This window comes from Rhodanobacter terrae, from assembly GCF_042657005.1.
Lineage (GTDB): Bacteria > Pseudomonadota > Gammaproteobacteria > Xanthomonadales > Rhodanobacteraceae > Rhodanobacter > Rhodanobacter terrae.
In genome coordinates this window covers 269,645-293,806 of record NZ_JBHSNG010000002.1, presented here as the reverse complement: position 1 = coordinate 293,806, position 24,162 = coordinate 269,645, and the positions used below count along the sequence as shown (strand labels likewise).

The following is a 24,162-nucleotide window of genomic DNA, read 5'->3' as shown; positions in this document are numbered from 1 at the left end:
CTTACAAGCGATTCGCGTTGATCTTGATCTTGACCTTGGACTTGAGCAACTCGATCAGTTCGCGCGTCGTTTCGGAGCCATAGGCCTGAGCCATCTGACGGCGCAGCGACTCGCGCTGTTCCGGCGGCACCTTCGACAGATCGCCGCCCTGCACCCTGTCCACGGCAAGCAACGCATAGTTGCCGTCCTGCATGTCCACCGCGGCAAACTCCGCCTTGCCCGCCGCTGGATGCGGCAGAAGGAACGCCTGCGCCAACAACGGTGCGGGCATCTGGGACTGCCGCGTGGCCTCACTCAGAGTGGTCAACGTGGCGCCGAGCGATGCCGCCACCGCTGGCATCGGCTCGCCCTTGCGCAGGCGCGCCAGCGCTTCGTCGGCCTGTTTCTTCTCGGTTGCGGCAACGCGCTCGTCGAGAATCTTCTTCTGCACATCGACGCGCACTTCCGTCAGTGGACGGGCCGCTGCCGGCACATGCTTGTCGACATGAATCACCATCGAGTGGTCGTTGCCCAGGTCGATCAGGCTGGAGTTGTTGCCCTGTACCAGGACATCATCGCCAAACGCCGCAGCGACCACCTTGGGATTCGCCGCGATGCCTTCGCCGCCCTTGCGCGAGAACAGCGCCGTGCTCTTGATCGGCAGATTCAGCGCCACCGAAGCCGGCTCCAGCGACGACGGATTCTGGTACGTGTTGTCCGACATCTTGCCGGCGACCTCGTTGTACTTGCGATCGCGCTCGGCGGCCGAGGCTTCCTTGGCCAGCTGGTCGCGCACTTCCTCGAACGGCTTGGACTGGCCGCTGCGCAAATCACGCAACCAGATGACGTGATAGCCGTCGGATGACAGCACCGGCTTGGAGATCTGGTTCTTCTGCAAAGCGAACAGCGCCGCATCGAACGCCGGATCGGTCACGCCCTTTTCCAGCCAGCCCAGATCGCCGCCCTGGCGCTTGGAGCCCAGATCCTGCGAATTCTGTTCGGCCAGCTTGGCGAAATTGCCGGGATTGGCCTCGGCCGCAATCTTTTCGGCCTTGGCCAGGGCCGCCTTCTGCTGCTCCGGCGTGGCATTGGCCGGCACGTTGATCAGGATGTGCGACGCGAGCCGCTGTTCCGGCTGCACGAAACGCTGTTTCTCATCGGCATAGCGCTTCTTCAGATCCTCATCGCTCGGTGCAGCATCCAGCGGGAGATCGGCGCCGTTGACTTCGATGTACTTCACCGAGACCTGCTCGGGATTCATGTACTCGGCCAGATGCTCTTTGTAGTACGTCTCGACCTGGGCGTCGCTGACCTGGTTGTCGGCCAGCGTGGGCCGCGGCAACAAGAAGTAGCGCAGGTCGCGGCGCTGGGTAAGCAGGCTCAGGAACTGGTCGACCTGCGCATCGCTGACGATGGTGCTGTCGTTGATCGCATCCGGCAGCAGCTGGGTCGCCAGGGAAGAACGCACCTCATCGTCGAACATGCCGGCCGTCTTGCGCTGACTGGCCAGCCATGCGCTGTAGCTGTTCACATCGAACTGGTTATTGACCTGGAACGCAGGAATCGCGGCGATGTAGTCGCGTACGGCCTGATCCGATACGCGCATGCCCCAATCCTCATTGGCGGCAAGCAGCAACTGCTGGTCGATCATGCCGTCGAGCACGCGCTGCTTGGTCTCGGGTTTCTCGAAAATGCTGGCATCGAAATGCCCGCCCTGTTCGGCGCTGGCCTGCTGCCGCAACTGGTTCATCCGATCCTGATAGGCGTTCTGGCTGATTTCATGCTTGCCGACTTTCGCCACGAACGTGTCGTTGCGCGACGTGAAGTAGCTCTCCATGCCGAACAACGACATCGCGAAAACGCAAACGCCAAGAAGAATGATGGACGGCCATCCGTGCATCTTGTTACGCATTGCCTGCAGCATTGAAATCTTCCCGCAACGTGGTTGAAAGCGCGTAGTGCGTGGGTGGTGCAAGCCGCGTGTTCGATCGCCAAGGAAACTATGCGAACACGCAACGCTCAAATGACAAGGGCGCCACACGGGCGCCCTTGCGAACTGTGGCGGAGTGGACGGGACTCGAACCCGCGACCTCCGGCGTGACAGGCCAGCATTCTAACCAACTGAACTACCACTCCGCATTTTTTCTGGTGGGTGCTGTAGGGATCGAACCTACGACCACCGCCTTGTAAGGGCGACGCTCTACCGCTGAGCTAAGCACCCGAAACCAAGCGTCAGCCGCTTAGTTTAAGGCATCCTTGAGGGTCTTGCCAGCTTTGAACGCCGGCACTTTCGAGGCCTTGATCTTGATCGCTTCGTTCGTGCGCGGGTTGCGTCCGGTACGAGCCGCGCGCTTGCGCACAGTGAACGTGCCGAAACCCACCACCGAGACGTCCTCGCCCTTCTTCAACGACTTCTGCACAGCCTCCAGATAAGCTTCGAGGGCGCGGCCCGCGTCGGCCTTGGTCAGCTCGGCCTTTTCGGCGATGGCATTGATCAGATCGGTTTTATTCATTGAAAAAACTCCCTTGTTCGGATTTCGCCAGCATCGTCCGTCCGGAGACGGGACAACACCGGCATGGATGGTTGGCTCTGCTAGGCGCCGTAACGCAACCCCGCATCGCTGCGCTGACAAACAAACGCCGGGACTGCGGTAGCGCCTTTATACCAGTGCCTTGCCGGAGTCCGCAACACAAGCTACAGCAACGTTTCCGCAAGATCTGCGATCGATGAGATCGCTTGCATAAAGGACGCCGGAGGACTAAGGCGAAACTTTCGGCGACTGGCGGTGAAAAACACAAAAAAGCGCCCCGACAAGTCAGGGCACATTCGGAAATGGGTCGGGTCGAGCGGACCGGACCGGATCAATGCGTGAGCGAATGCGACTCCGCCGATTCGGTTGCCACCGCAGCAGGTGTCTCGCCCTTGATCGGGTTCGGCCGCAGCGGACGTTCCAGGGCGATATCCAGCACCTCGTCAATCCAGCGCACCGGGTGAATCTCCAGCGAAGACGTGATGTTGGCCGGCATATCGGCCAGATCCTTCTTGTTGTCCTCCGGGATGATCACCGTGGTAATCCCGCCACGATGTGCCGCCAGCAATTTCTCCTTGAGCCCACCGATCGGCAGCACGCGACCACGCAGAGTGATTTCGCCGGTCATCGCGACTTCGGAACGTACCGGCACCTTGGTCAGCACGGATACCAGCGCCGTGCACATCGCGATGCCCGCGCTGGGTCCGTCCTTCGGCGTGGCTCCTTCGGGCACGTGGATGTGCACGTCCAGCTTCTGGTGGAACTCCGGATCGATACCGAGTTGGTCGACGCGAGCACGCACCACCGACAATGCGGCCTGGATCGATTCCTTCATCACGTCGCCGAGCTGGCCGGTATTCACCAATCGGCCCTTGCCAGGCACCACCGAGGCTTCGATGCTGAGCAGCTCGCCGCCCACCTGAGTCCAGGCCAGCCCGGTCACCAGGCCCACTTCGTTCTGCAGTTCCTTGCGGCCGAAATCGAAGCGGCGCACGCCCAGATACTGTTCCAGATTGGCCGAATCCACCGTGATCCGACCGGCATCCGCCTTTGTCCTGGCCTTGCCGGTCTTGGCGGGTGCCGCTTTCGCCTTGGCCTTTTTCACCTGCGACAAAGTCAGCTCCTTGACCACCTTGCGGCAGATCTTGGAAATCTCGCGCTCGAGGCTGCGTACGCCCGACTCGCGCGTGTAGTAACGCACGATGTCGCGCAACGCCTCTTCGCTCACGCTGAGCTCTTCAGGCTTCAAACCGTTCGCCTTGAGCTGCTTCGACAGCAGGTATTTCTGCGCAATGCCGAGCTTCTCGTCCTCGGTATAGCCGGGGATGCGGATGACTTCCATGCGGTCAAGCAGCGGACCTGGGATGTTCAGCGAGTTCGCGGTGGCAATCCACATCACTTCGGAAAGGTCCAGATCGACCTCGAGATAGTGATCGTTGAACGTATGATTCTGCTCCGGATCAAGCACTTCCAGCAGCGCCGACGACGGGTCGCCACGAAAATCCATCGACATCTTGTCGATCTCGTCCAACACAAACAACGGATTCTTGGTGCCCACCTTGTTGATGTTCTGCACGATTCGGCCAGGCATCGAACCTATGTAGGTCCGCCGGTGACCACGGATCTCGGCCTCGTCGCGTACGCCACCTAGGCTCATACGCACGAATTTCCGGTTGGTCGCCTTGGCGATCGACTGTCCCAGCGACGTTTTGCCCACGCCGGGCGGACCGACCAGGCACAGGATCGGCCCCTTCATCACCGACACGCGCTGTTGCACCGCAAGATATTCAAGGATGCGGTCCTTGACCTTCTCCAGCCCGAAGTGATCGACATCGAGCACCTCCTGCGCCACCTGCAGATCCTTGCGCACCTTGCTGCGCTTTTTCCACGGCACCCCGACCAACCAGTCGAGGTAGTTGCGCACCACGGTCGCCTCGGCGGACATCGGCGACATCTGCTTGAGCTTGCCGAACTCCTGCCGTGCCTTGGTCAGCACGGCTTTCGGCATGCCGGAGGTCTCGATCTTCTTCTGCAGTTCCTCGGTTTCGTTCGGACCCTCTTCGTTGTCGCCGAGCTCCTTCTGGATCGCCTTCATCTGCTCGTTGAGGTAGTACTCGCGCTGGCTCTTCTCCATCTGCGATTTGACCCGGCCGCGAATGCGCTTCTCTACCTGCTGCAGGTCCATCTCGCCATCGACCAGTCCGATCAGCAGCTCCAGGCGCTGACCCACGTCGGCGGTCTCCAGCACTTTCTGCTTGTCGGCCATGCGCACGGAAAGGTGCGCGGCGATGGAGTCGGCGACGCGTGAGGGGTCGTCGATTCCCGACAAGCTGGCCAGCACTTCCGGCGGCAGCTTGCGGCTTTGCTTGACCAGTTGCTCGAACAGCGAGATCAGCGTGCGCGAGACCACGTCGAGCTCGCGCTCTTTCGCGTTGTAGACCGGCTCGATCAGGCGCGAGCGCGCCATCAGCATGCCGTTTTCGTCGTGGAAATCCTCGACCGCCACGCGCGACTGCCCCTCGACCAGTACCTTGACCGTGCCATCGGGCAGCTTCAGCAGTTGCAGCACGCCGGCCAGCGTGCCGACCTGGTGCAGATCGGCGATACCCGGATCATCGACATCCGGACTCTTCTGCGCCACCAGCAGGATCTGCCGTTCGCCTTCCATGGCGCGTTCGAGCGCACGCATGGACTTGTCGCGCCCGACAAACAGCGGGATGACCATATGCGGATAAACCACCACGTCGCGCAGCGGCAGCACCGGAAGAGCGTCCAGCGCAGGGGGTAAGGGGGCATTCTTGGCCATGGAAGAGCGGTTCCTCGGAATTCCGGATCAGGTTTCGTCCCGACACTGCGCCGGGTACATCATCAGGTCAAGTGGTGACGGATGGGCCTTCACTCAAGGTTCGCGGGCGCCGAAAACAGAACGGCCCCGGCAAAATCACCGGAGCCGTTGTCATGGCGCGCCTGCGAATGGGATCAGGCGGCGGCGTCGCCGCCCTCGCCCGCCACGCGTTGCTGCAGGTTGCCGCGATAGATCAGATAGGGCTCGGCCTGCCCATCGATCACGGCGTCGTCAACCACCACCTTGCTGACGTGCTCCAGCGAGGGCAGTTCGTACATCGTATCGAGCAGCACTTGTTCCAGAATGGTGCGCAGGCCGCGCGCGCCGGTCTTGCGCTTGAGCGCCTTCTTGGCGATCGCCTGCAGCGCTTCGGGACGGAACTCCAGTTCCACCTCTTCCATCTCGAACAGTTTCTTGAACTGCTTGGTCACGGCGTTCTTCGGCTCGGTGAGAATCTTCACCAGCGCTGCTTCGTCGAGCTCGTCCAGCGTTGCCACCACCGGCAAACGGCCCACGAATTCGGGGATCAGGCCGAAACGCACCAGATCGGAAGGCTCCACATCGGCCAGCACCTTGCCCAGATTCTCGGTGCGCTCCTTGCTGCGCACTTCGGCCGAAAAACCGATGCTGGTGTTCTCGGAGCGTTGCTGGATGACTTTTTCCAGGCCTGCGAACGCGCCACCGCAGATGAACAAGATGTTCTTGGTGTCGACCTGCAGGAATTCCTGCTGCGGATGCTTGCGGCCGCCCTGCGGCGGCACCGAGGCCAACGTGCCCTCGATCAGCTTCAGCAGCGCTTGCTGCACGCCCTCACCCGACACGTCACGGGTGATCGACGGGTTTTCGCTCTTGCGCGATATCTTGTCGATCTCGTCGATGTAGACGATGCCCGACTGCGCTTTTTCGACGTCGTAGTCGCACTTCTGCAACAACTTCTGAATAATGTTCTCGACATCCTCGCCTACGTAGCCAGCCTCGGTCAGCGTGGTGGCGTCGGCGATCGTGAACGGCACATTAAGCAGTCGCGCCAGCGTTTCGGCCAGCAGCGTCTTGCCCGAACCGGTCGGACCGATCAGCAGAATGTTGGATTTGCCCAGCTCGATGTCATCGCTCTTCTGACGCGACTCGATCCGCTTGTAATGGTTGTATACCGCCACCGCCAGCGCTTTCTTGGCACGGGTCTGACCGACTACGTACTGGTCCAGCGACTCGCGGATCTCGCGCGGCTTGGGCAACTGGGTACGCCCAGAGGCGGCCTTTTCCTCCAGTTCCTCACGGATGATGTCGTTGCAAAGCTCCACGCACTCGTCGCAAATGAACACGGATGGACCCGCGATCAGCTTGCGCACCTCATGCTGGCTCTTGCCACAGAAGGAGCAATAGAGAATCTTGCCGCTATCGCTGGAACGCCCCTGTCGGTCGTCGCTCATACTTTCGGTCCCACTGACAAATCTGAATGCGTCGCGAGAATAACACAGGGCTCCGCGTCTGCCTGCAGACACGGAGCCCATCTCGTGACTCTGGGGTACGACCCGGGAATCAGGCCGATTTCACCGTCTCTCCGGCGCGCTTGTCGAGCACCTCGTCGATCAGGCCATACGTCTTCGCATCGACAGCGTTCATGAAGCGGTCGCGCTCCATGTCCAGCTCGATCTTCTCGATCGCCTGGCCGGTATGTGCAACGTAGATCTGGTTCAGGCGCTGGCGCATGTACAGGATCTCGCGCGCCTGGATCTCGATATCGGTCGCCTGCCCCTGCGCGCCGCCGGAAGGCTGGTGGATCATCACGCGCGAGTTCGGCAACGAGAAACGCTTACCCTTGGCACCCGCGGTCAGCAGCAGCGAACCCATGCTGCACGCCTGGCCGATGCACATCGTGCTGACATCCGGCTTGATGAACTGCATGGTGTCGTAGATCGCCAGACCTGCGGTCACTGCGCCACCCGGGCTGTTGATGTAGAAGTGAATGTCCTTGTCCGGATTCTCCGACTCCAGAAACAGCATCTGCGCAACGATCACATTGGCGACCTGATCGTTGACCTCGCCGACCAGGAAGATCACCCGCTCCTTCAGCAGTCGCGAGTAGATGTCATAGGAGCGCTCGCCCCGAGCCGTCTGCTCTACGACCATCGGTATCAAATTGAGGTTCTGGATGGGATCCATGGCCATTGCAGCTCTCCGGTTGATGTGCCTGACTATATGGCGCCCGGACCCGATTCGGATCAGGTCCGGCTGAGCGGGGACCTGATTCGATCAGGCACCGGCCGGGCGCATCACGTCGTCGAAGCTCAGGTCCAGCTGGGTGGTGTTGGCATGCTCCGCCACCCACTCGGCCACCTGATCTTCCATCACGCGATTCTGCAGCCCTGACATCAACTGGGGGTCGCCGTTGTAGAGTTCAATGACCTTTTCCGGCTCCTCGTAGGTCGAAGCGATAGCGGCAAGCTGCTCGGCGACGCGCTTGCGATCGATCTTGATCTCCTGCTTGCGGGCGATCTCACCCATCAGCAGGCCGGCAATCACCCGCTTGCGCGCCATCGGCATGGCGGCATCGATCAGCTGCGGCGGCGGCTGCTGACCCTGCGGCACGCTGCCGGCGGCCATGTTGCGCGCCTCGGACTGCACCAGCAGCTTCGGCACATCAAGCCCGGCGTGGGCGCCGGCCAGCTTTTCAGCGACTTCGGACTTCAGGCGCGCCATCAGCGCCGCCTTCAGCTCGCGCTCCAGATTCGCACGAACCTCCTTGCGGAAGGTCTCCAGGTCGCCGTCGGCGATGCCGAACAACTTGGCAAACTCGCCGTCGATCTCGGGCAATTTCGGCGCCTGAACCTTGATGATCTTGAAGCTGACCTTGGCGGCCTGGCCAGCCAGTTGCTCGTTGCGAAAATCGTCCGGGAAGGCGACGTCGGCATCGAAGCTGTCATCAGCCTTGCGGCCAGTCAGCGCCTCGTCCAGCGCCTTGAACAAGGTGCCCGAACCGAGCACGCTTCCGGCCCGCTCCAGACCTTCGGCCGGGAAACGGTAGTCGCCGGCTTCCGCCGCGTATTCGAACATCACGAAGTCGCCTTCGGCCGAGGCGCGATCGACCTCGTCGAAGCTGCGGCGCTGCTGGCGCAGCGTTTCAAGCATCTTGTCGATGTCGGCGTCGGTCACCACCGCCGACGCGCGATGGATCTCCAGCGCCGCCACATCGATCGCGGGAAACTCCGGCATGATCTCGAACGTGGCGGTATAGGCAATTTCGCCGTTCTCCGGCCTGCCGGTGGTGTTGATCGCCGGATTCGCGATCGGTTGCAATTTTTCCTGCTCCACCGCCTCGCGCAACGTACTGCCGATCAGGTCGGACAACACCTCGCCACGGACCTGGTCGCCGAAGCGCTGCTTGATCACCGTCGTCGGCACCTTGCCCGGCCGAAAACCCTTCAGGCGAACCGTGCGGCCCATTTCCGCAATACGCGCGCTCACCTGCGTCTCGAACCGCTCCGCGGGGAATTTCACCGTGAGCTTGCGCTCGAGCGTACCGATGTTCTCAACCGAAACCTGCATGACGTCTCCTGGTACTACCTGATGTTGTGGGCCTGCCGCAGGCGCCATGGCGGCTGTGCCGCCTGAAAAACAAGGAAAACCACGGGGCATGGTGCGAAAGGGGGGACTCGAACCCCCACGGGGTTAACCGCCAGAACCTAAATCTGGTGCGTCTACCAATTCCGCCACTCTCGCCTTGCCACCCTCATCAGCCGTGCGCAACTGCAAGATCCTGAAGCCGATTGTCATGCATCAGACAATCGCCTTCACCCCCTTCAGCCACGTCCGTCTAAGTCGATGATTCCCTTATACGAAAGCAGACCATTTTACGGTTGCACGAGCTTGCAGCACAAGCGTGCCGAGAGCGATGCGGGCCACGCTGCAGCGACGCCGGCAGAGCATCGTGGGGAAACCAAGTCTCGCCCGGCTTTATTTCGGCGGGAGCCTGCAAAGCAAAACGCCGATCGCTGGCGATCGGCGTTTTGCTTGTTTGGTGGGCCGTGAAGGATTCGAACCTTCGACCAATTGATTAAGAGTCAACTGCTCTACCAACTGAGCTAACGGCCCAGGAAACCTGGGTTTGAAACTGGGGTGGATGATGGGATTCGAACCCACGACAACCGGAATCACAATCCGGGACTCTAACCAGCTGAGCTACACCCACCATAAATCTTGTAACTGGTGCGCCCGACAGGACTCGAACCTGCAACCGTCGGCTTAGAAGGCCGATGCTCTATCCGGTTGAGCTACAGGCGCAGTCCCTGTCGGCAGAACGTGTCGCTGGTCGGGGCAGAGGGATTCGAACCCCCGACTTTTGCGTCCCAAACGCAACGCTCTACCAGACTGAGCTATACCCCGCTTTCGAATCCCCGGTCATGCAGCCACCGGAGCCTTGAAATGTTACGGGTGACGCCTCGCTCAGTCAATCCGTGTCGAAGCACACCGCTGTTTCCGAACCATCGGCCCTACGGAGCGGAAGCCACTTCTCCGTGAAAACAAAACGGGGTGCAAGCACCCCGCCTCGCCGCATAAAAATGGTGCGCCCGGAGAGATTCGAACTCCCGACCACCTAGTTCGTAGCCAGGTACTCTATCCAACTGAGCTACGGGCGCACTGAAAAAACTTTTCACTTCGCCGCCCTGGCGTCTCGAGGCGGTGAAGCAAGAAGCGGAATTATTCAGACTCAGCCCTCGTGCGTCAACCCTTTTCTTGAAAATTATTCGCGGCGGCTGATCGCGCAACAGAATTTCCGCCCGCGACATGACCTGCCAGCCATGCGCAATGCATGATCTTCATGCAACGAGGCCATCGGCGCACGCGAAGAGGGTGGCTCGCGGCCACCCTCTTCAAGCTACCGCATGATGCAACGGTTATGGCCGTCCAAATCCGGATCAGCTTTCCAGACCGGCGCGGCTCTGCGGTGCCGGATCGCCCACCTTGCCCACGGTCGAGCCCGTGTCTCCCCGCGGCGGTGGCGGCGGAGGTGTCGCTCCGGTCGGTGGGTTCTTGGTCCAGTCGGCGGGCGGCCCGGGCTCACGCCCGGCCATGATGTCGTCGATCTGGTGCGCGTCGATGGTCTCGTACTGCAACAGCGCTTCGGCCATCGTGTGCAGCTTGTCGAGATTCGCAGTCAACAGCTCCTTGCTGCGCGCATAGGCGCGATCAAGGATGCCGCGCACCACTTCATCGATCTTGCTGGCGGTCTCGTTGGAGATGCTCTTGTGCTGGGTCACCGAACGGCCGAGGAATACTTCGTCCTCGTCCTCGCCGTAGGTAATCGGACCGAGTTCGTCGGACAGGCCCCACTTGGTCGCCATGTTGCGCGCCATCTTGGTGGCCCGCTCGATGTCATTGGACGCGCCGGTGGTGACCTTGTCGGCACCGAAGATCAATTCCTCGGCCACGCGACCGCCGTACAGCGAGCACAGCTGCGACTGGATCGCCACGCGGTTGATGCTGTACTTGTCGCCTTCGGGCAGGTACATGGTGACGCCGAGCGCGCGCCCGCGGGGAATGATCGTCACCTTGTAGACCGGATCATGCTCGGGGACCAGCCGGCCGACGATGGCATGGCCGGCTTCGTGATAGGCGGTGAGCTTCTTTTCGTCCTCGCTCATCGCCATCGAGCGGCGCTCGGCGCCCATCAGTATCTTGTCGCGCGCCTTGTCCAGATGGACCATGCGCACTTCACGGGCGTTCTCGCGTGCGGCGAACAGCGCGGCCTCGTTGACCAGGTTGGCCAGATCGGCACCGGAGAAGCCCGGCGTACCGCGCGCAATCGTCATCGCGTTGACGTCGCTGGCAATCGGCACCTTGCGCATGTGCACCTTGAGAATCTGCTCGCGGCCGCGCACGTCGGGCAGACCGACCACGACCTGGCGGTCGAAGCGGCCCGGGCGCAGCAGCGCCGGATCCAGCACGTCGGGACGGTTCGTCGCGGCGATTACGATGATGCCCTCGGTGCCCTCGAAGCCGTCCATCTCGACCAGCAGCTGGTTCAGGGTCTGCTCGCGTTCGTCATGGCCACCGCCGAGGCCTGCGCCGCGATGGCGGCCAACCGCGTCGATCTCGTCGATGAAGATGATGCACGGCGCGTGTTTCTTCGCCTGTTCGAACATGTCGCGCACGCGGCTGGCGCCGACGCCGACGAACATCTCGACGAAGTCGGAACCGGAGATCGCGAAGAACGGCACCTTGGCCTCGCCGGCAATCGCCTTGGCCAGCAGAGTCTTGCCGGTGCCAGGCGGGCCGACCATCAGCACGCCGCGCGGAATCTTGCCGCCCAGCTTCTGGAAGCGGCCCGGATCGCGCAGGAACTCGACCAGCTCGCCGACCTCCTCCTTCGCCTCGTCGCAACCGGCGACGTCACTGAAGTTGACCTTGATCTGGTCCTCGCCCTGCAACTTGGCGCGCGAACGGCCGAAGCTCATCGCACCGCGACCGCCGCCGCCGGACTGCATCTGGCGCATGAACCAGATGAATACGCCGACGATCAACAGCACCGGCAGCCAGCTGACCAGCAGACCGATCAGCGAGAAACCCTCGGATGGGTCCTGGCGAACCTCGACGCCCTTGTCCTGCATCTGCTTGACCACCGAATTGGTGGAAAAGCCGAGCATCGGGGCCACGGTGCGGAACGCGCTGCCATCCTTCAGCTTGCCGCTGATGGTCGCGGGCTGATCGGCACTGATCGTGGCGGTGGCGACGTTGCCGTTGTCCACACTTTGCGCAAACGAGCTGTAAGGCAAGTCCGAAGAAGCCGCGCCATGCGGGTTGAAGCTCTGGAACACGGTAAACAGCACCACCGCGATAATCACCCAGAGCAACACATTTTTCGCTGTTTCATTCATGCACGGTTCTCGCCCGGTGACACGGCGGAAGGCTTGCGGCCCGCCGCCAGTGCGTACACCTCACGCGAACGTGCGCGCGAGGCCTTAGGTTTACGCATGGTTACGCGGGTGAACTCCGCGCGCAAGCTGCGCAAGTATTCGTCGAAGCCGACCCCCTGAAACAACTTGATCAGGAACGAGCCGCCCGGCTTGAGCCACTGCCGACTGAAATCCAGCGCCAGGTCGGCCAGCGCCATCGCACGGATCTGGTCGGCCAGCGCCACACCACTCATATTGGGGGCCAGATCGCACAGTACAAGATCCAGCTTGTGCCCCTCCAGCCGGGCCTCCAGCTCGTGCAGTACCGATTCCTCGCGGAAGTCGCCCTGCAGGAAGTCCACCCCTGCGATGCTCTGCATCGGCAGGATGTCCAGCGCGAACACCTTGCCGGTATCGCCCAGGCGATTGCGTACCAGTTGCGACCAGCTGCCCGGCGCGGCGCCCAGGTCGACCACATGGATGCCCGGCTTGAGCAGGCGATCGCGCTCGATCAGCTCCTCCAGCTTGTAGACCGCACGCGAACGCAAGCCCTCGGCCTGGGCTTTCTTGACGTATTCGTCATTGAAATGTTCACGCAGCCAGACTGCGCTGCTTTTGCTGCGGGCCATGTCGTTTGGAGTCGCCGATTGGGGAACGGGATGCCGCATGATACCCTTTGCCGTTCACTGACCGCGAATCGAGCACCACCGCATGGCCCTTTCCTCCTCGCAGATCCGCTACCTGCGCAGCCTCGCCCACGATCTGAGCCCGGTCGTCCTGCTGGGCAACAAGGGCGCGACCGAGGCCGTGGTCAAGGAGCTGAATCTGGCGCTGGACATCCACGAACTGGTCAAGGTGAAGCTGTCCGGCGGCGACAAGGACGAGCGGCAGGCCCAGATCGACGCGCTTGCCGGCGGCACCCGGGCCGAGAAGATCCACCAGATCGGCCATGTGGTGGTGCTGTTCCGCCGCAACGCCGACGAACCGAAAATCGCCCTGCCACGCTAGGCATACTCGATGGACTTGTCGCTGGACCGTCCCGAAGGCTATCTGTTCGTGCGTCGTGTCGGCGCCGGCAGCATCGCCCTGATCGACCGCGAACTCGACCGCAGTTTCCTGCTGGCGCCGGATCGGGTGATCGAGAACTGGCCGGTGGATGCTGCAGCCAAGCTGGAAGCCAGCCACGTCGAGGATATGCTCGCGCTGCAGCCGGAACTGGTGATCCTTGGAACCGGTGAACGCCAGGTGTTTCCGGCAGCCGCCTTCATGGCCGGCCTCCTGCGCAGGAACATCGGCATCGAGGTGATGGACAACGCCGCGGCCGCGCGCACCTACAATCTGCTGGCTGGCGAAGGGCGCCGGGTCGTTGCCGGCTTCATCCTGCCGATCGGCTGACTGAACCTTCCTGCCCTGCGCGGAGACTTCAGCGCGACGGCAGATACTCCAGCGGATCGACCGGATTGCCATCTTTGCGGATCTGGAACTCCAGTTCGTTGCGCGTGGCCCCGGTGGAACCCATCTCGGCGATTTGCTGGCCCGCGCTGACCCGCTGACCTTCCTTCACCAGCCGTTTGCGGTTGTGGCCATAGGCGGACAGGAAGCTTTCGTTGTGCTTGATGATGACCAGCTCGCCGTAGCCCACCAGGCCGCTGCCGCTGTACACCACCACACCGTCGGCGGCCGCCCGCACCGGATCACCCGGCTTGCCGGCGATCTCGATGCCGGGAATCGCGTCGCCACGGTGGAAACGACTGAGCACACTGCCGTCAGCCGGCCAACGCCAGTTCACGCCGCTGACGGCACGGGAGGCACCCGCGGCAACCGGGGTTGGCGCGGGAGGCGGCACCGTCGCTGGCGCGGGTGCAGGCACGCCGGCCACAGGGACGATCGCGGTCGTGGCGGTCACGGCGGGCGCCGCCGGCTTTTTGATCGTTGCGGCGACTTGCGTAGCCGTCGTCATGCTCGACGTGCCTGCCGTTGCCGGGTTCACAGGCGGCGCCGTCACCGGTTCGAACCCAGGTGCCGCTGCGGCCGTCGATGCGCGGACCGACGGGCGGGAAGAGGAAGAAACCACGGTCGGCGCTGTTGCTCGTGGGGCGTGGGCGGCCTGCGCGGCAACTGTCCTGGCCGACGGCGGCGACAGAGTCAGCCGCTGCCCAGGCCAGATCGTGTAGGGCGCGGCAATGCCGTTCCACTGCGCCAGGTCGCGAAAATCCACACCTTTACGGAATGCGATCGAGTACAACGTGTCGCTTTTCACCACGACATAACTGCCGCCGGGAATCGGCGTGCGGACCTGCGCCACCGGGCCGGCAACGTGATTGTCGTAGCCACTCCCGGCAACCGGCTCGACCACCACCGAACTGCGCATGGTGCCGCAGGCGGCCAGCAGCAGAGACATGGCCAGCGCGCTCAACGATAGAAGATATCGATCCATGCGTAGCAGCATACCGAGGCAACGGAGGTTTTTCATACGATGTCGATTCTCAGGCGAGCCGACTTTCATCGCCGCAGGAACCACCACACCAGCAAGAGGGCCAGCGCCACCAGTGCGGCCCAGCCGATCCACTCGATGTATTTGTGCAGGATCCGCTCGGCGCGCTCACCGAACAGCCGGATCAGCAGCGCCAGCAACCAGACGCGCTTGCCGCGCCCCAGCCCGATGCAGGCCAGGAACGGCAGGATCGGCACACCGATGATGCCGCAGGCCCAGGTGACGAATTTCATCGGCACCACCGGCTGCAGCGCCGCGAGGATCAGCACGCCGAACATGCCCCAGCGATGCTCGGCCATCTGCGTACTCAGACTCGCCACGCCCCGTTCGATCGGCACCGACAGATGCAACGTATCGAGCAGCGGCCGCAAGGCCTGGAATGCCCAATGTCCCAGCGCATAACCGACCAAAGCGCCCAACAGCGAGCACAGCAGGCTGATGTTGGCGTAATGGAAGGCCTTGTGCCGCTTGCCCATCATCATCGGCGCCAGCATGACTTCCGGCGGAATCGGGAAAACGAACGCCTCGACGAAACTCAGCCCGCCCAGGTAGTACAGCGCCTGCGGCTCGCGCGCCCATACCAGCGCACGTGCGTAAAGTCCCTCGAACAACCGCATCAACCAATCCCACCAAGCAGCGGCACGAAACTGACCGCGCCGAGTTCTTCCTGGGTGAAGTCGCCCTGCCCGTCGCCGCGCATGCGGATCAGGGTCTGCCGGCTGGGCGAGCCTACCGGAGCCACCAGCACGCCGGTGGGACTGAGCTGATCGAGAATCCGGCTCGGAATGGTGTCACCGGCGGCGGTGAGGATGATCGCATCGAACGGCGCCTCGTCCGGCCAGCCGAGCTTGCCGTCGTCGTAGCGCGAGCGGAGGTTGGTCAGGCCTAGCTGGCGGAAACGCCGGCGCGCCTGACGCAGCAGCTCCTCGATGCGCTCCACCGTGAACACTTGCGGCACCAGCGCCGCCAGCACGGCCGCCTGATAACCCGAACCAGTGCCGATCTCGAGGACTTTCTGCGGCAGGCCGAACTCGATCAGCGCTTCGGTCATGCGCGCCACCACCCACGGCTGCGAGATGGTCTGGCCATGACCGATCGGCAGCGCGGTGTTTTCGTAGGCGCGCGAATGCAGTGCCTGGTCGATGAAGTGATGTCGCGGCGTATTGCGGATCACGTCGATCACCCGAGGGTCGTTGATGCCACCTTCCTTCAGGTTGGCCACGAGGCGATCGCGCGCCCGCTGCGAGGTCATCCCCTCGCCTTTCAGGTCCGCCGCCGGAAGTCGATAGACAGTCATCGATCAGGCAGCCTCTTCTGCGTCGTCGCGGCCACCCGCCGCGGCGTCCATCGCCATATCGTCGCTCAGCGCCTGCATCCAGCTGCTGACTTTCTCCAGTGCCTGGAAGCGGGTCAGGTCGACGTGGATCGGCGTCACCGAGACAAACCCGCGCCGCACGGCATTGAAATCGGTGCCCGGGCCGGCATCGTCCGCTTCGCCGGCCGGGCCGATCCACCAGATCGGCCGGCCGCGCGGATCGGTCTGCGCGATGCATGGCGCGGAGCGGTGACGGCGTCCCAGCCGGGTCACCTCGAAACCCCCGATCTCCGCCCACGGCCGATCCGGCACGTTGACGTTGAGAATGGTGTCGGCCGGCAGCGGATCGACCAGCAGCCGCTGCATCAGCAGCAATACCGCCTGGGCAGCGGAGTCGTAGTGAATGCCCTTGTGGTCTAGCGTGACCAGCGACACCGCGATCGCCGGCAATCCGAGAAAACGCCCTTCCATCGCCGCCGAGACCGTGCCGGAATAAATCACGTCGTCGCCTAGATTCGCCGAGTTGTTGATGCCGGACACCACCATGTCGGGCTCTTCGTCCAGCATTCCAGCCAGTGCCAGATGCACGCAATCGGTCGGCGTGCCGGCCACCCGGTAATAACCGCCACCCATCGGCAACACGCGCAATGGCGCGTCGAGGGTGAGCGAATTGCTGGCGCCGGAGCGATCGCGATCGGGCGCCACCACGGTTACCTGAGCCACCGCGCCGAGGCGCTCGGCAAGCACGCGGATGCCCGGTGCATCCACGCCATCGTCGTTACTTACCAGAACTCGCATGATGCTCCGCCGAAAGCTGACCGCGGGCGCGCCGCCGATCACCTCGACGGCGCGCGCCTCATTCTCCGAAGTCTACCGGAGCATGCCGCCGGTTTCACACGAATCGGCCCCCGATTGCGCGGCGTTGGTTAGCATGTACGGATGAAGCGCCGCGCGCCCACCCCGATCCACGATGACGACAGCCGCCTGTTTCGCGAGTCGATCGGCGACGTGCGCCCGCTGGCCCCGGTGCCACCGCCACCGGCGACCGTCAAACCCGCACCGCATCCGCACATGCTGGAAGCGGACGAGGCCGCCGTGCCGGGCGAATTGCTGGACATGGCGTTCGATCCGGCCTTGCTCGAAGTCGGCGAGGAGCTGAGCTACCTGCGCGACGGCTATCCGCCGAAGCTGCTGCGCCAGCTCAAGCGTGGCCAGTTCAGCGTGCAGGACGATATCGACCTGCACCAGATGAATGCGGCCGCCGCGCAGGCCAGCATCGCGATGTTTCTGGCCGAGGCGAAACAGCTCGGCCTGCGCTGCGTGCGCATCGTGCACGGCAAGGGCCTGCGCTCGCGTTCCGCCGGACCGGTGCTGAAAGTTCTCACCGACCGCATGCTGCGCCGGCGCGACGACGTGATCGCCTTCGCCTCGGCGCGGCCCGCCATGGGCGGTACCGGCGCGGTGGTGGTGTTGCTGAAAAGCTGACTATCTCCGCTGTAGGAGCCCGCGTGCGGGCGATGCTGTTGCTTTGATGGTTGGGTAGGAAAAATCAAAACAAAAGCATCGCCCGCACGCGGGCTCCTACGACGACGATGCCAGTTCGCGTACCACCACGGTGGCGTAGGCGCCGGCCGGCAGCTCGAATGACAGTTCCAGCGCCGCGTCGTCCAGCCAGCGCCACTTCAGGTCCTTCGGCATCAACCGCAGCGGGCGGCGTTCCTGGTCCATCCGTGCCGACGCCAGCCCAGCGGCCAGGTCGCCGTTGGCTGCGCCGATCTCGCGCTCCAGGGCGCCGGCATCGCCCTGGGTGGGCGGCTCGCCCTGGCCCCACAACGGGCCGGACGGGTGGATGTCGGCGCGCGCCAGCCGTTCGGCCAGCGCCTCGCTGAACGGTTCGGGGCCGAACCACGAACGCGAGCCGGCCAGCGACCATACCTCGCCGTCCAGCGGCGAGTCCCAGACCGCCCGCTCGACCCGTACCGCCAGCACGCTGTTGAAGATCTGCGAACGCGCCGCCGACAGCAGGAACGAACGCTTGTCGCGCTCGACCCGGCGTCCGGCGAACATCGCCCGCGCCTGCGCCACGTTGCCGCCCTCACGGCCGAAGCGCTGTTCGCCGTAATAGTTCGGCACGCCGCGTGCGGCGATCTGCGCCAGCACCCGCTCGGCCGCCTCGCGATCGCCCTTCACCTCGCGCAACACCAGCACGAAGCGGTTGCCGCGCAGCGCGCCGCGCTTGAGCTTGCGCGAATGCCGCGTCGCCGCCAGCACTTTCACCTCCGCATGCGGAAACGCCGACCAGTCCGGATCGGGCTTGCCGGCCAACTGCACCGAGAACGTCTGCAGGGTCACCGCGTGGCGATCCTTCATGCCGGCGTAGCCGACCGCCACCTGCGACACGCCGGCGAATTTGGCCAGCTCGCGCGCGACCCAGTCGGTATTCGCGCCGCGTTTTTCCACCCACAGCAAGGCATGCTCGCCGGCACCTTCAGCGTCGTAGCCGAGGACCTCCTCGACCACGAAATCTTCCGGCGCGCTGCGCAATCGCGCCTCGAGCGGCGGTATGCCGTAGGCCCACGGCAACGGCGCCTGGGCAAGTTCGGATTCGGACATGGCACTCCGCCGGTCGTACCGGCATTCAGATCGAAACGGGGGCGCTCAGCGCCGTTGCAGCAACACGCAGGCCTGCGCCGCGATACCTTCGCCACGGCCGCAGAAGCCGAGCTTCTCGGTCGTCGTGGCCTTGACGCTGATGCGGCCGATCTCGCTGTCCAGGTCGGTCGCGAGGTTTTCGCGCATCGCCGACGCGTGCGGACCGACCTTCGGCAGCTCGCAGATCACGGTGATGTCGGCATTGCCCAGCGCATAACCATGCTGCGCCATCAGCATCGCCGCATGGCGCAGGAACCGGCGGCTGTCGGCATCGCGCCAGCGTTCGTCCGATGGCGGAAAGTGCTGGCCGATATCGCCCAGCGCCAGCGCGCCGAAGATCGCGTCGCACAGCGCATGGATCACCACGTCGCCGTCGGAGTGCGCCACCACGCCGCTGCGGTGCGGTACGCAAACGCCGCCGAGCGTGACGTGGTCGCCTTCGCCGAACGCGTGTACATCGAAACCCTGGCCTATGCGTATCATGCCGTCCTCGCGAGCAGGAACTCGGCCAGCGCGAAATCCGCCGCCGTGGTCACCTTGATATTGTCTTCGGCGCCTTCGACCAGCAGCGGCGCGAAGCCGGCCTGCTCCATCGCCATCGCCTCGTCGCTGACGTCCACGCCACGCCGCGCCGCTTCGCGCAGCGCCCTCGACAGTTGAGCACGCCGGAACATCTGTGGCGTGAAGGCGCGCCAGCGGTGGTCGCGCGGCTCGGTCAGTTCGCTGCGGCCGGCGGCGTCCGCACGCTTCAACGTATCGCGCAAAGGCGCGCCCATTAGGCCGCCATCGGCGGCGCCGGCCAGCTCGATCAGCTTGCCGATATCAGCCAGGCGGACACACGGACGCGCGGCATCGTGCACCAGCACGAAATCATCCGCGCCCACTACCTCGGGCAACGCATCGATTCCGGCCAGCACCGAATCGCTGCGTTGCGCGCCGCCGACAGCCGTGAGTACCTGCTTGCCATGAAGCATGCCGATCCCGGACCAGTGCGTATCCGCCGCCCCCAGCACCACCAGCAGACCGGCAATCCGCGGATGCGCGGCGAGCCGCTCCAGCGTGTGCTCGATCAACGGCCGTCCGGCCAGCGGCAAATACTGCTTGGGGCAGTCGCCGCCCACCCGCGTGCCGCGCCCTGCCGCCGGCACCACGCACCACATCCTCGGCGAATTCATGGCGAACCGGCGGATGAGGCTGGCGGCGGCGCGCTGCCGGCATGCGCCGGCTGCTCGACCACCTGGTAGAAAACCTCACCGGGCTTGATCAGTCCCAGTTCGGTGCGTGCCCGCGCCTCGACCGCCTGGTCGCCATGCTTGAGGTCGAGCACATCCGCGCCGACGGCCTGATTGCGCTGCTGCAGCCTGGCGTTGTCGTCGGTCTGCTTCTTTACCGAAACGCGCAGCGCATCCACTTCGCGCATGCCGCCGTTGCCGGACCACAGTTTCAGCTGCAGTCCGATCAGGAGCAGGATCAGTACCAGGGCGATCCAGCGCAACATGGGCGGCCGACTACCCGCTCAGCCAGGCAGGCGGGTCAGATTGGGGAACGCGTTGCGGCCGGCATAGCGCGCGGCGCTGCCGAGCTGCTCCTCGATGCGCAGCAGCTGGTTGTACTTCGCCACGCGGTCGCTGCGGCACAGCGAACCGGTCTTGATCTGGGTCGCCGTGGTGGCTACGGCGATATCGGCGATCGTGGTGTCCTCGGTCTCGCCGGAACGATGCGAGATCACCGCCGAATACTTCGCCGCATCCGCCATCGCGATCGCTTCCAGCGTCTCGGACAGCGTACCGATCTGGTTCACCTTGATCAGGATCGAGTTGGCGATCTTCTTCTCGATGCCCTCGCGGAAGATGGCCGGATTGGTCACGAACAAGTCGTCGCCAACCACCTGGATGCGATCGCCGATCGCGTCGGTGAGCAGCTTCCAGCCGTCCCAGTCGCCTTCGGCCATGCCGTCCTCGATGCTGATGATCGGATACTGCTTCGCCCAGCTGGCCAGCAGGTCGACGAACTCGACCGAACTGTACTGCTTGCCTTCGCCGGCCAGGTCGTACTTGCCGTTCTTGTAGAACTCCGAGCTGGCCGCATCCAGGCCGAGCAGGATCTCGCCGCCGATCTTGTAGCCGGTCTTGTTGATCGCCTCGAGAATGGTGTCGAGCGCTTCGATATTGGAGCGAAGGTTGGGCGCGAAGCCGCCTTCGTCTCCCACCGAGGTGCTCAGGCCACGGCCTTTGAGTACGCTTTTCAGCGCGTGGAAGATTTCGGCACCGGCGCGAAGCGCCTCGGAAAAGCTCGGCATGCCCACTGGCAGCACCATGAATTCCTGCACGTCGATATTGTTGTCGGCGTGTTCGCCGCCGTTGATGATGTTCATCATCGGCACCGGCAAAGCGCCCGGCTTGCCATTCGACAGGTACTGCCACAGCGGCTCGCCACGCGAGGCAGCGACGGCGTGAGCCGCCGCCATCGAGACACCGAGCAGCGCGTTCGCACCCAGCTTGCCCTTGTTCGGCGTGCCGTCCAGCGCGATGAGCCTGGCGTCCAGACCTTTCTGGTCGGCCGCGTCGAAACCCTTCAACGCGTCGGCAATCGTGGTATTGACGTTCACCACCGCGTTCTTCACACCCTTGCCGCCATAGCGCGACTTGTCACCGTCACGCAGCTCGACCGCCTCGCGCGAACCGGTGGAGGCGCCGCTGGGCACCGCGGCCCTGCCGAAGCCGCCATCGGCCAGGCTGACTTCGGCTTCCAGGGTGGGATTGCCGCGCGAATCGAGGATTTCACGGGCGTGGATGCGGGTGATCGATGTGGTCATGGTCGTCCGTCAGTCGAGTGTTGTCGTTCTTGTAGGAGCCCGCTGGCGGGCAATGCTTTTGTCTTGATGGTTGGTTGGATAGGGAGATTCAGGGCAGGAGCATCGCCCGCAAGCGGGCTCCTACAGCGGCAGATCCTGTTCGAGGAAGCCATGGCGCTTGGTCACGACGTCCAGCTCCATCAGCGTTTCCAGCAGCGCTTCCATCTTGTCCAGCGGCCACGCGTTCGGGCCGTCGGAAAGCGCCTTGCTCGGATCCGGATGCGTCTCGGCGAACAGGCCGGCCACGCCGACCGCGACCGCCGCCCGTGCCAATACCGGCACGAACTCGCGCTGCCCACCCGAAGTGGCGCCCTGGCCGCCCGGCAGCTGCACCGAATGGGTGGCGTCGAACACCACCGGGCAATTCGTATCGCGCATCACGCTGAGCGAGCGCATGTCCGAAACGAGATTGTTATAGCCGAAACTCGCGCCGCGTTCGCACACCATGATGTCGTCGTTGCCGACGGCCCTGGCCTTGGCGACCACGTGCTTCATGTCCCAGGGCGCCAGGAACTGGCCCTTCTTGATGTTCACCGGCTTGCCGGCGCGCGCGACCTTCTGGATGAAATCGGTCTGCCGGCACAGGAACGCCGGCGTCTGCAGCACGTCGATCACAGACGCCACCTCGTCCATCGGCGTGTATTCGTGCACGTCGGTGAGCAGCGGCACGCCGACCTGGCGCTTCACTTCGGCGAGGATGCGCAGCCCCTCCTCCATCCCCGGCCCGCGGAAGCTGTCGCCCGACGAGCGGTTCGCCTTGTCGAAGCTGGACTTGAAGATGAAGTGGATGCCGAGCCGATCGGTGATTTCCTTCAACGTGCCGGCAGTGTCGACCTGCAGCTGCTGCGACTCGACCACGCAGGGGCCGGCAATCAGGAACAGCGGCTGGTTCAGCCCGATCTCGAATCCACAGAGTTTCATGCAACCGACTCCGCGGCGGCGAGCCGCTGGCCATCGCGCACGGCCTTGTATTCGCGCGCCGCACGGATGAAGCCGCTGAACAGCGGATGCCCGTCGCGCGGCGTCGAGGTGAACTCCGGATGGGCCTGGCAGGCGAGGAACCACGGGTGCTTTTGCTGCGGCAGCTCGATCATTTCCACCAGCAGGTCGTCCATCGACTTGCCGGAGATCACCAGGCCCAGATCCTCGAACGACTGCCGGTAGCGGTTGTTGAATTCGTAGCGATGGCGATGACGCTCGCGCACCACGTCCTGGCCGTACAGCTCGCGCGCCAGCGTGCCGGCTTTCAGGCGGCATTCCTGCGCGCCCAGGCGCATGGTGCCGCCCATGTCCGAGCGATCGCTGCGCTGTTCGATCTCGCCGCTGGCGGTGGTCCATTCGGTGATCAGGCCGATCACCGGATCCGGCGTGTTGCGGTCGTTCTCGCTGGAGTCGGCGTCGGCCAGACCGGCGATGTGGCGGGCGAAGTCGATCACGGCCGCGTGCATGCCGTAGCAGATGCCGAAATACGGCACCCCGTGTTCACGCGCATATTTGGCGGCCAGAATCTTTCCTTCGAAACCGCGCTTGCCGAAACCGCCCGGCACCAGGATCGCGTCGACCTGCCCCAATACATTGGCGGCGCCGTCGGCCTCGACCTGTTCGGAATCGATCCAGTTGAGATTGACCCGCGCCTGCTGCTTGATGCCGCCGTGGCGCAGCGCCTCGGCCAGCGACTTGTAGGCATCCTTGTGCTCGACGTACTTGCCGACGATGGCCACGTTGACCTCGTCCTTCGGATGTTCCATCGCCTCGACCGTGCGCACCCAGCTGGACAGGTCGGCCGGACCGGCGTCGAGACCGAGGCGCTTGACCACGATCTCATCCAGCCCCTGCTGGTGCAGCCACAACGGCTGCTTGTAGATGACGTCGACATCGACGGCACTGATCACCGCCTGCTCCGGCACGTTGGTGAACAGCGCGATCTTGCGCCGCTCGCCCTCGGGCAGAGCCTGCTCGCAGCGGCACAGAAGAATGTCCGGCTGAATACCGATCGAGCGAAGTTCCTTCACCGAGTGCTGGGTCGGCTTGGTCTTCAGTTCGCCGGCGGCCTTGATGAACGGCACCAGGGTCAGGTGCATGAACACCACCTTCTCTGGGCCGTGCTCGATGCGCAGCTGACGGATCGCCTCCAGGAACGGCAGCGATTCGATATCGCCGACGGTACCGCCGATCTCCACCAGCGCCACGTCGAAGCCGCGGGTGGCCTCGTGGATGCAGTGCTTGATCTCGTCGGTGATGTGCGGGATCACCTGCACCGTCGCACCCAGGTAATCGCCGCGGCGTTCCTTGCGGATCACGCTTTCGTAGATCTTGCCGGTGGTGATCGAGTTCTTGCCGGTCAGGCGGGTATGGACGAAGCGTTCGTAATGTCCGAGGTCGAGGTCGGTCTCCGCGCCGTCGTCGGTCACATAGACCTCGCCGTGCTGGAAGGGACTCATCGTGCCCGGATCCACATTGATATAGGGATCGAGCTTCATCATGGTGACAGAGAGCCCGCGCGCTTCGAGAATGGAAGCGAGCGACGCCGCAGCAATGCCCTTGCCAAGCGAGGACACCACACCGCCGGTGACGAAAATCAGGGGGGTCATGGAAAGCA

The 24,162-nt window shown here is 63.8% G+C and carries 22 protein-coding genes and 8 tRNA genes; 3 read left to right on the top strand and 27 right to left on the bottom strand.

The annotated features are described in order from the left end of the window. Position 1: 1 nt before the first annotated feature. The 16 genes from ACFPPB_RS03350 to rlmE all read right to left on the bottom strand — a co-directional run bounded on the left by ACFPPB_RS03350 (position 2) and on the right by rlmE (position 12,877). Positions 2-1,903, bottom strand: coding sequence for a SurA N-terminal domain-containing protein (locus ACFPPB_RS03350; protein WP_377324368.1), 1,902 nt, complete (start codon positions 1,901-1,903; stop codon positions 2-4). Positions 1,904-2,038: 135 nt separating this feature from the next. Continuing rightward, positions 2,039-2,115, bottom strand: a tRNA-Asp gene (locus ACFPPB_RS03345). Between the two features lie 10 nt (positions 2,116-2,125). Continuing rightward, positions 2,126-2,200, bottom strand: a tRNA-Val gene (locus tag ACFPPB_RS03340). Positions 2,201-2,219: 19 nt separating this feature from the next. Further along, positions 2,220-2,492 carry an HU family DNA-binding protein gene (locus ACFPPB_RS03335; protein WP_072756969.1) on the bottom strand — a complete coding sequence of 91 codons (273 nt, stop codon included), beginning with the start codon at positions 2,490-2,492 and terminating at the stop codon, positions 2,220-2,222. Positions 2,493-2,841: 349 nt separating this feature from the next. Beyond that, positions 2,842-5,316, bottom strand: coding sequence for an endopeptidase La (gene lon, locus ACFPPB_RS03330; protein ID WP_377324366.1), 2,475 nt, complete (start codon positions 5,314-5,316; stop codon positions 2,842-2,844). A 173-nt stretch (positions 5,317-5,489) separates the two neighbouring features. Further along, the gene (gene clpX / locus ACFPPB_RS03325; RefSeq protein WP_377324364.1) at positions 5,490-6,785 is read right to left on the bottom strand and encodes an ATP-dependent Clp protease ATP-binding subunit ClpX; all 1,296 of its coding nucleotides are present in this window, start codon (positions 6,783-6,785) and stop codon (positions 5,490-5,492) included. Positions 6,786-6,894: 109 nt separating this feature from the next. After that, positions 6,895-7,524 (bottom strand): ATP-dependent Clp endopeptidase proteolytic subunit ClpP, encoded by a 630-nt coding sequence (gene clpP / locus ACFPPB_RS03320; protein WP_072756972.1) that lies wholly within the window; start codon positions 7,522-7,524, stop codon positions 6,895-6,897. A gap of 84 nt (positions 7,525-7,608) precedes the next feature. Next, the gene (gene tig / locus ACFPPB_RS03315) at positions 7,609-8,901 is read right to left on the bottom strand and encodes a trigger factor (RefSeq protein WP_377324362.1); all 1,293 of its coding nucleotides are present in this window, start codon (positions 8,899-8,901) and stop codon (positions 7,609-7,611) included. 89 nt (positions 8,902-8,990) lie between these two features. Continuing rightward, positions 8,991-9,075 (bottom strand) — tRNA-Leu (locus tag ACFPPB_RS03310). 296 nt (positions 9,076-9,371) lie between these two features. Beyond that, positions 9,372-9,447: transfer RNA gene (locus ACFPPB_RS03305), tRNA-Lys, on the bottom strand. A 20-nt stretch (positions 9,448-9,467) separates the two neighbouring features. Further along, a tRNA-His gene (locus tag ACFPPB_RS03300) sits at positions 9,468-9,544 on the bottom strand. A gap of 15 nt (positions 9,545-9,559) precedes the next feature. Further along, positions 9,560-9,636, bottom strand: a tRNA-Arg gene (locus ACFPPB_RS03295). A 25-nt stretch (positions 9,637-9,661) separates the two neighbouring features. Next, positions 9,662-9,738, bottom strand: a tRNA-Pro gene (locus ACFPPB_RS03290). A gap of 177 nt (positions 9,739-9,915) precedes the next feature. Continuing rightward, positions 9,916-9,992 (bottom strand) — tRNA-Arg (locus ACFPPB_RS03285). A 279-nt stretch (positions 9,993-10,271) separates the two neighbouring features. After that, the gene (gene ftsH / locus ACFPPB_RS03280; protein WP_377324360.1) at positions 10,272-12,230 is read right to left on the bottom strand and encodes an ATP-dependent zinc metalloprotease FtsH; all 1,959 of its coding nucleotides are present in this window, start codon (positions 12,228-12,230) and stop codon (positions 10,272-10,274) included. Then, positions 12,227-12,877, bottom strand: a complete 651-nt coding sequence (rlmE, locus tag ACFPPB_RS03275) for a 23S rRNA (uridine(2552)-2'-O)-methyltransferase RlmE (protein WP_377324358.1) — start codon at positions 12,875-12,877, stop codon at positions 12,227-12,229. Before rlmE ends, ftsH begins: the two co-directional genes overlap by 4 nt. 82 nt (positions 12,878-12,959) lie before the next feature. On the opposite strand from rlmE, the gene yhbY reads away from it, so the two are divergent. Both yhbY and ACFPPB_RS03265 read left to right on the top strand, forming a co-directional pair. After that, positions 12,960-13,256 (top strand): ribosome assembly RNA-binding protein YhbY, encoded by a 297-nt coding sequence (gene yhbY / locus ACFPPB_RS03270; protein WP_377324356.1) that lies wholly within the window; start codon positions 12,960-12,962, stop codon positions 13,254-13,256. A gap of 9 nt (positions 13,257-13,265) precedes the next feature. Further along, positions 13,266-13,643: an Mth938-like domain-containing protein gene (locus ACFPPB_RS03265; RefSeq protein WP_377324354.1), complete on the top strand. Its 378-nt coding sequence runs from the start codon at positions 13,266-13,268 to the stop codon at positions 13,641-13,643. Between the two features lie 28 nt (positions 13,644-13,671). Here ACFPPB_RS03265 and ACFPPB_RS03260 read toward each other — a convergent pair whose 3' ends face one another. Genes ACFPPB_RS03260 through surE form a run of 4 tightly spaced genes read right to left on the bottom strand, consistent with a single transcriptional unit; the run spans position 13,672 to position 16,855 of the window. Further along, on the bottom strand, positions 13,672-14,697 hold the full coding sequence (locus ACFPPB_RS03260) for a peptidoglycan DD-metalloendopeptidase family protein (protein ID WP_377324502.1): 1,026 nt from the start codon (positions 14,695-14,697) through the stop codon (positions 13,672-13,674). 53 nt (positions 14,698-14,750) lie between these two features. Beyond that, complete coding sequence (locus ACFPPB_RS03255; protein WP_377324352.1) at positions 14,751-15,359, bottom strand: YqaA family protein; 609 nt, start codon at positions 15,357-15,359, stop codon at positions 14,751-14,753. Next, a complete protein-coding gene (locus ACFPPB_RS03250) occupies positions 15,359-16,039 on the bottom strand; it encodes a protein-L-isoaspartate(D-aspartate) O-methyltransferase (RefSeq protein ID WP_377324350.1) in 681 nt (226 codons plus the stop codon). The genes ACFPPB_RS03255 and ACFPPB_RS03250 overlap by 1 nt, the downstream gene beginning before the upstream one ends. A 3-nt stretch (positions 16,040-16,042) precedes the next feature. Beyond that, on the bottom strand, positions 16,043-16,855 hold the full coding sequence (gene surE, locus ACFPPB_RS03245) for a 5'/3'-nucleotidase SurE (RefSeq protein WP_377324348.1): 813 nt from the start codon (positions 16,853-16,855) through the stop codon (positions 16,043-16,045). A 141-nt stretch (positions 16,856-16,996) separates the two neighbouring features. Between surE and ACFPPB_RS03240 the strand changes: the two genes are divergently transcribed. Then, positions 16,997-17,542 carry a Smr/MutS family protein gene (locus ACFPPB_RS03240; RefSeq protein WP_377324346.1) on the top strand — a complete coding sequence of 182 codons (546 nt, stop codon included), beginning with the start codon at positions 16,997-16,999 and terminating at the stop codon, positions 17,540-17,542. A gap of 96 nt (positions 17,543-17,638) precedes the next feature. Here the strand turns inward: ACFPPB_RS03240 and truD are convergent, their stop codons facing one another. The 7 genes from truD to ACFPPB_RS03205 all read right to left on the bottom strand — a co-directional run bounded on the left by truD (position 17,639) and on the right by ACFPPB_RS03205 (position 24,154). Then, the gene (gene truD / locus ACFPPB_RS03235) at positions 17,639-18,670 is read right to left on the bottom strand and encodes a tRNA pseudouridine(13) synthase TruD (protein WP_377324344.1); all 1,032 of its coding nucleotides are present in this window, start codon (positions 18,668-18,670) and stop codon (positions 17,639-17,641) included. Positions 18,671-18,715: 45 nt separating this feature from the next. Continuing rightward, positions 18,716-19,189, bottom strand: a complete 474-nt coding sequence (gene ispF, locus ACFPPB_RS03230; RefSeq protein ID WP_377324500.1) for a 2-C-methyl-D-erythritol 2,4-cyclodiphosphate synthase — start codon at positions 19,187-19,189, stop codon at positions 18,716-18,718. Beyond that, positions 19,189-19,884, bottom strand: coding sequence for a 2-C-methyl-D-erythritol 4-phosphate cytidylyltransferase (gene ispD / locus ACFPPB_RS03225; protein WP_377324342.1), 696 nt, complete (start codon positions 19,882-19,884; stop codon positions 19,189-19,191). Before ispD ends, ispF begins: the two co-directional genes overlap by 1 nt. Continuing rightward, a complete protein-coding gene (ftsB, locus tag ACFPPB_RS03220) occupies positions 19,881-20,207 on the bottom strand; it encodes a cell division protein FtsB (RefSeq protein WP_377324340.1) in 327 nt (108 codons plus the stop codon). The genes ispD and ftsB overlap by 4 nt, the downstream gene beginning before the upstream one ends. Before the next feature lie 18 nt (positions 20,208-20,225). Continuing rightward, on the bottom strand, positions 20,226-21,524 hold the full coding sequence (eno, locus tag ACFPPB_RS03215; protein WP_377324338.1) for a phosphopyruvate hydratase: 1,299 nt from the start codon (positions 21,522-21,524) through the stop codon (positions 20,226-20,228). 120 nt (positions 21,525-21,644) lie between these two features. After that, the gene (gene kdsA / locus ACFPPB_RS03210; protein WP_377324336.1) at positions 21,645-22,484 is read right to left on the bottom strand and encodes a 3-deoxy-8-phosphooctulonate synthase; all 840 of its coding nucleotides are present in this window, start codon (positions 22,482-22,484) and stop codon (positions 21,645-21,647) included. Continuing rightward, positions 22,481-24,154 carry a CTP synthase gene (locus ACFPPB_RS03205; protein ID WP_377324335.1) on the bottom strand — a complete coding sequence of 558 codons (1,674 nt, stop codon included), beginning with the start codon at positions 24,152-24,154 and terminating at the stop codon, positions 22,481-22,483. The genes kdsA and ACFPPB_RS03205 overlap by 4 nt, the downstream gene beginning before the upstream one ends. Positions 24,155-24,162: the final 8 nt, after the last annotated feature.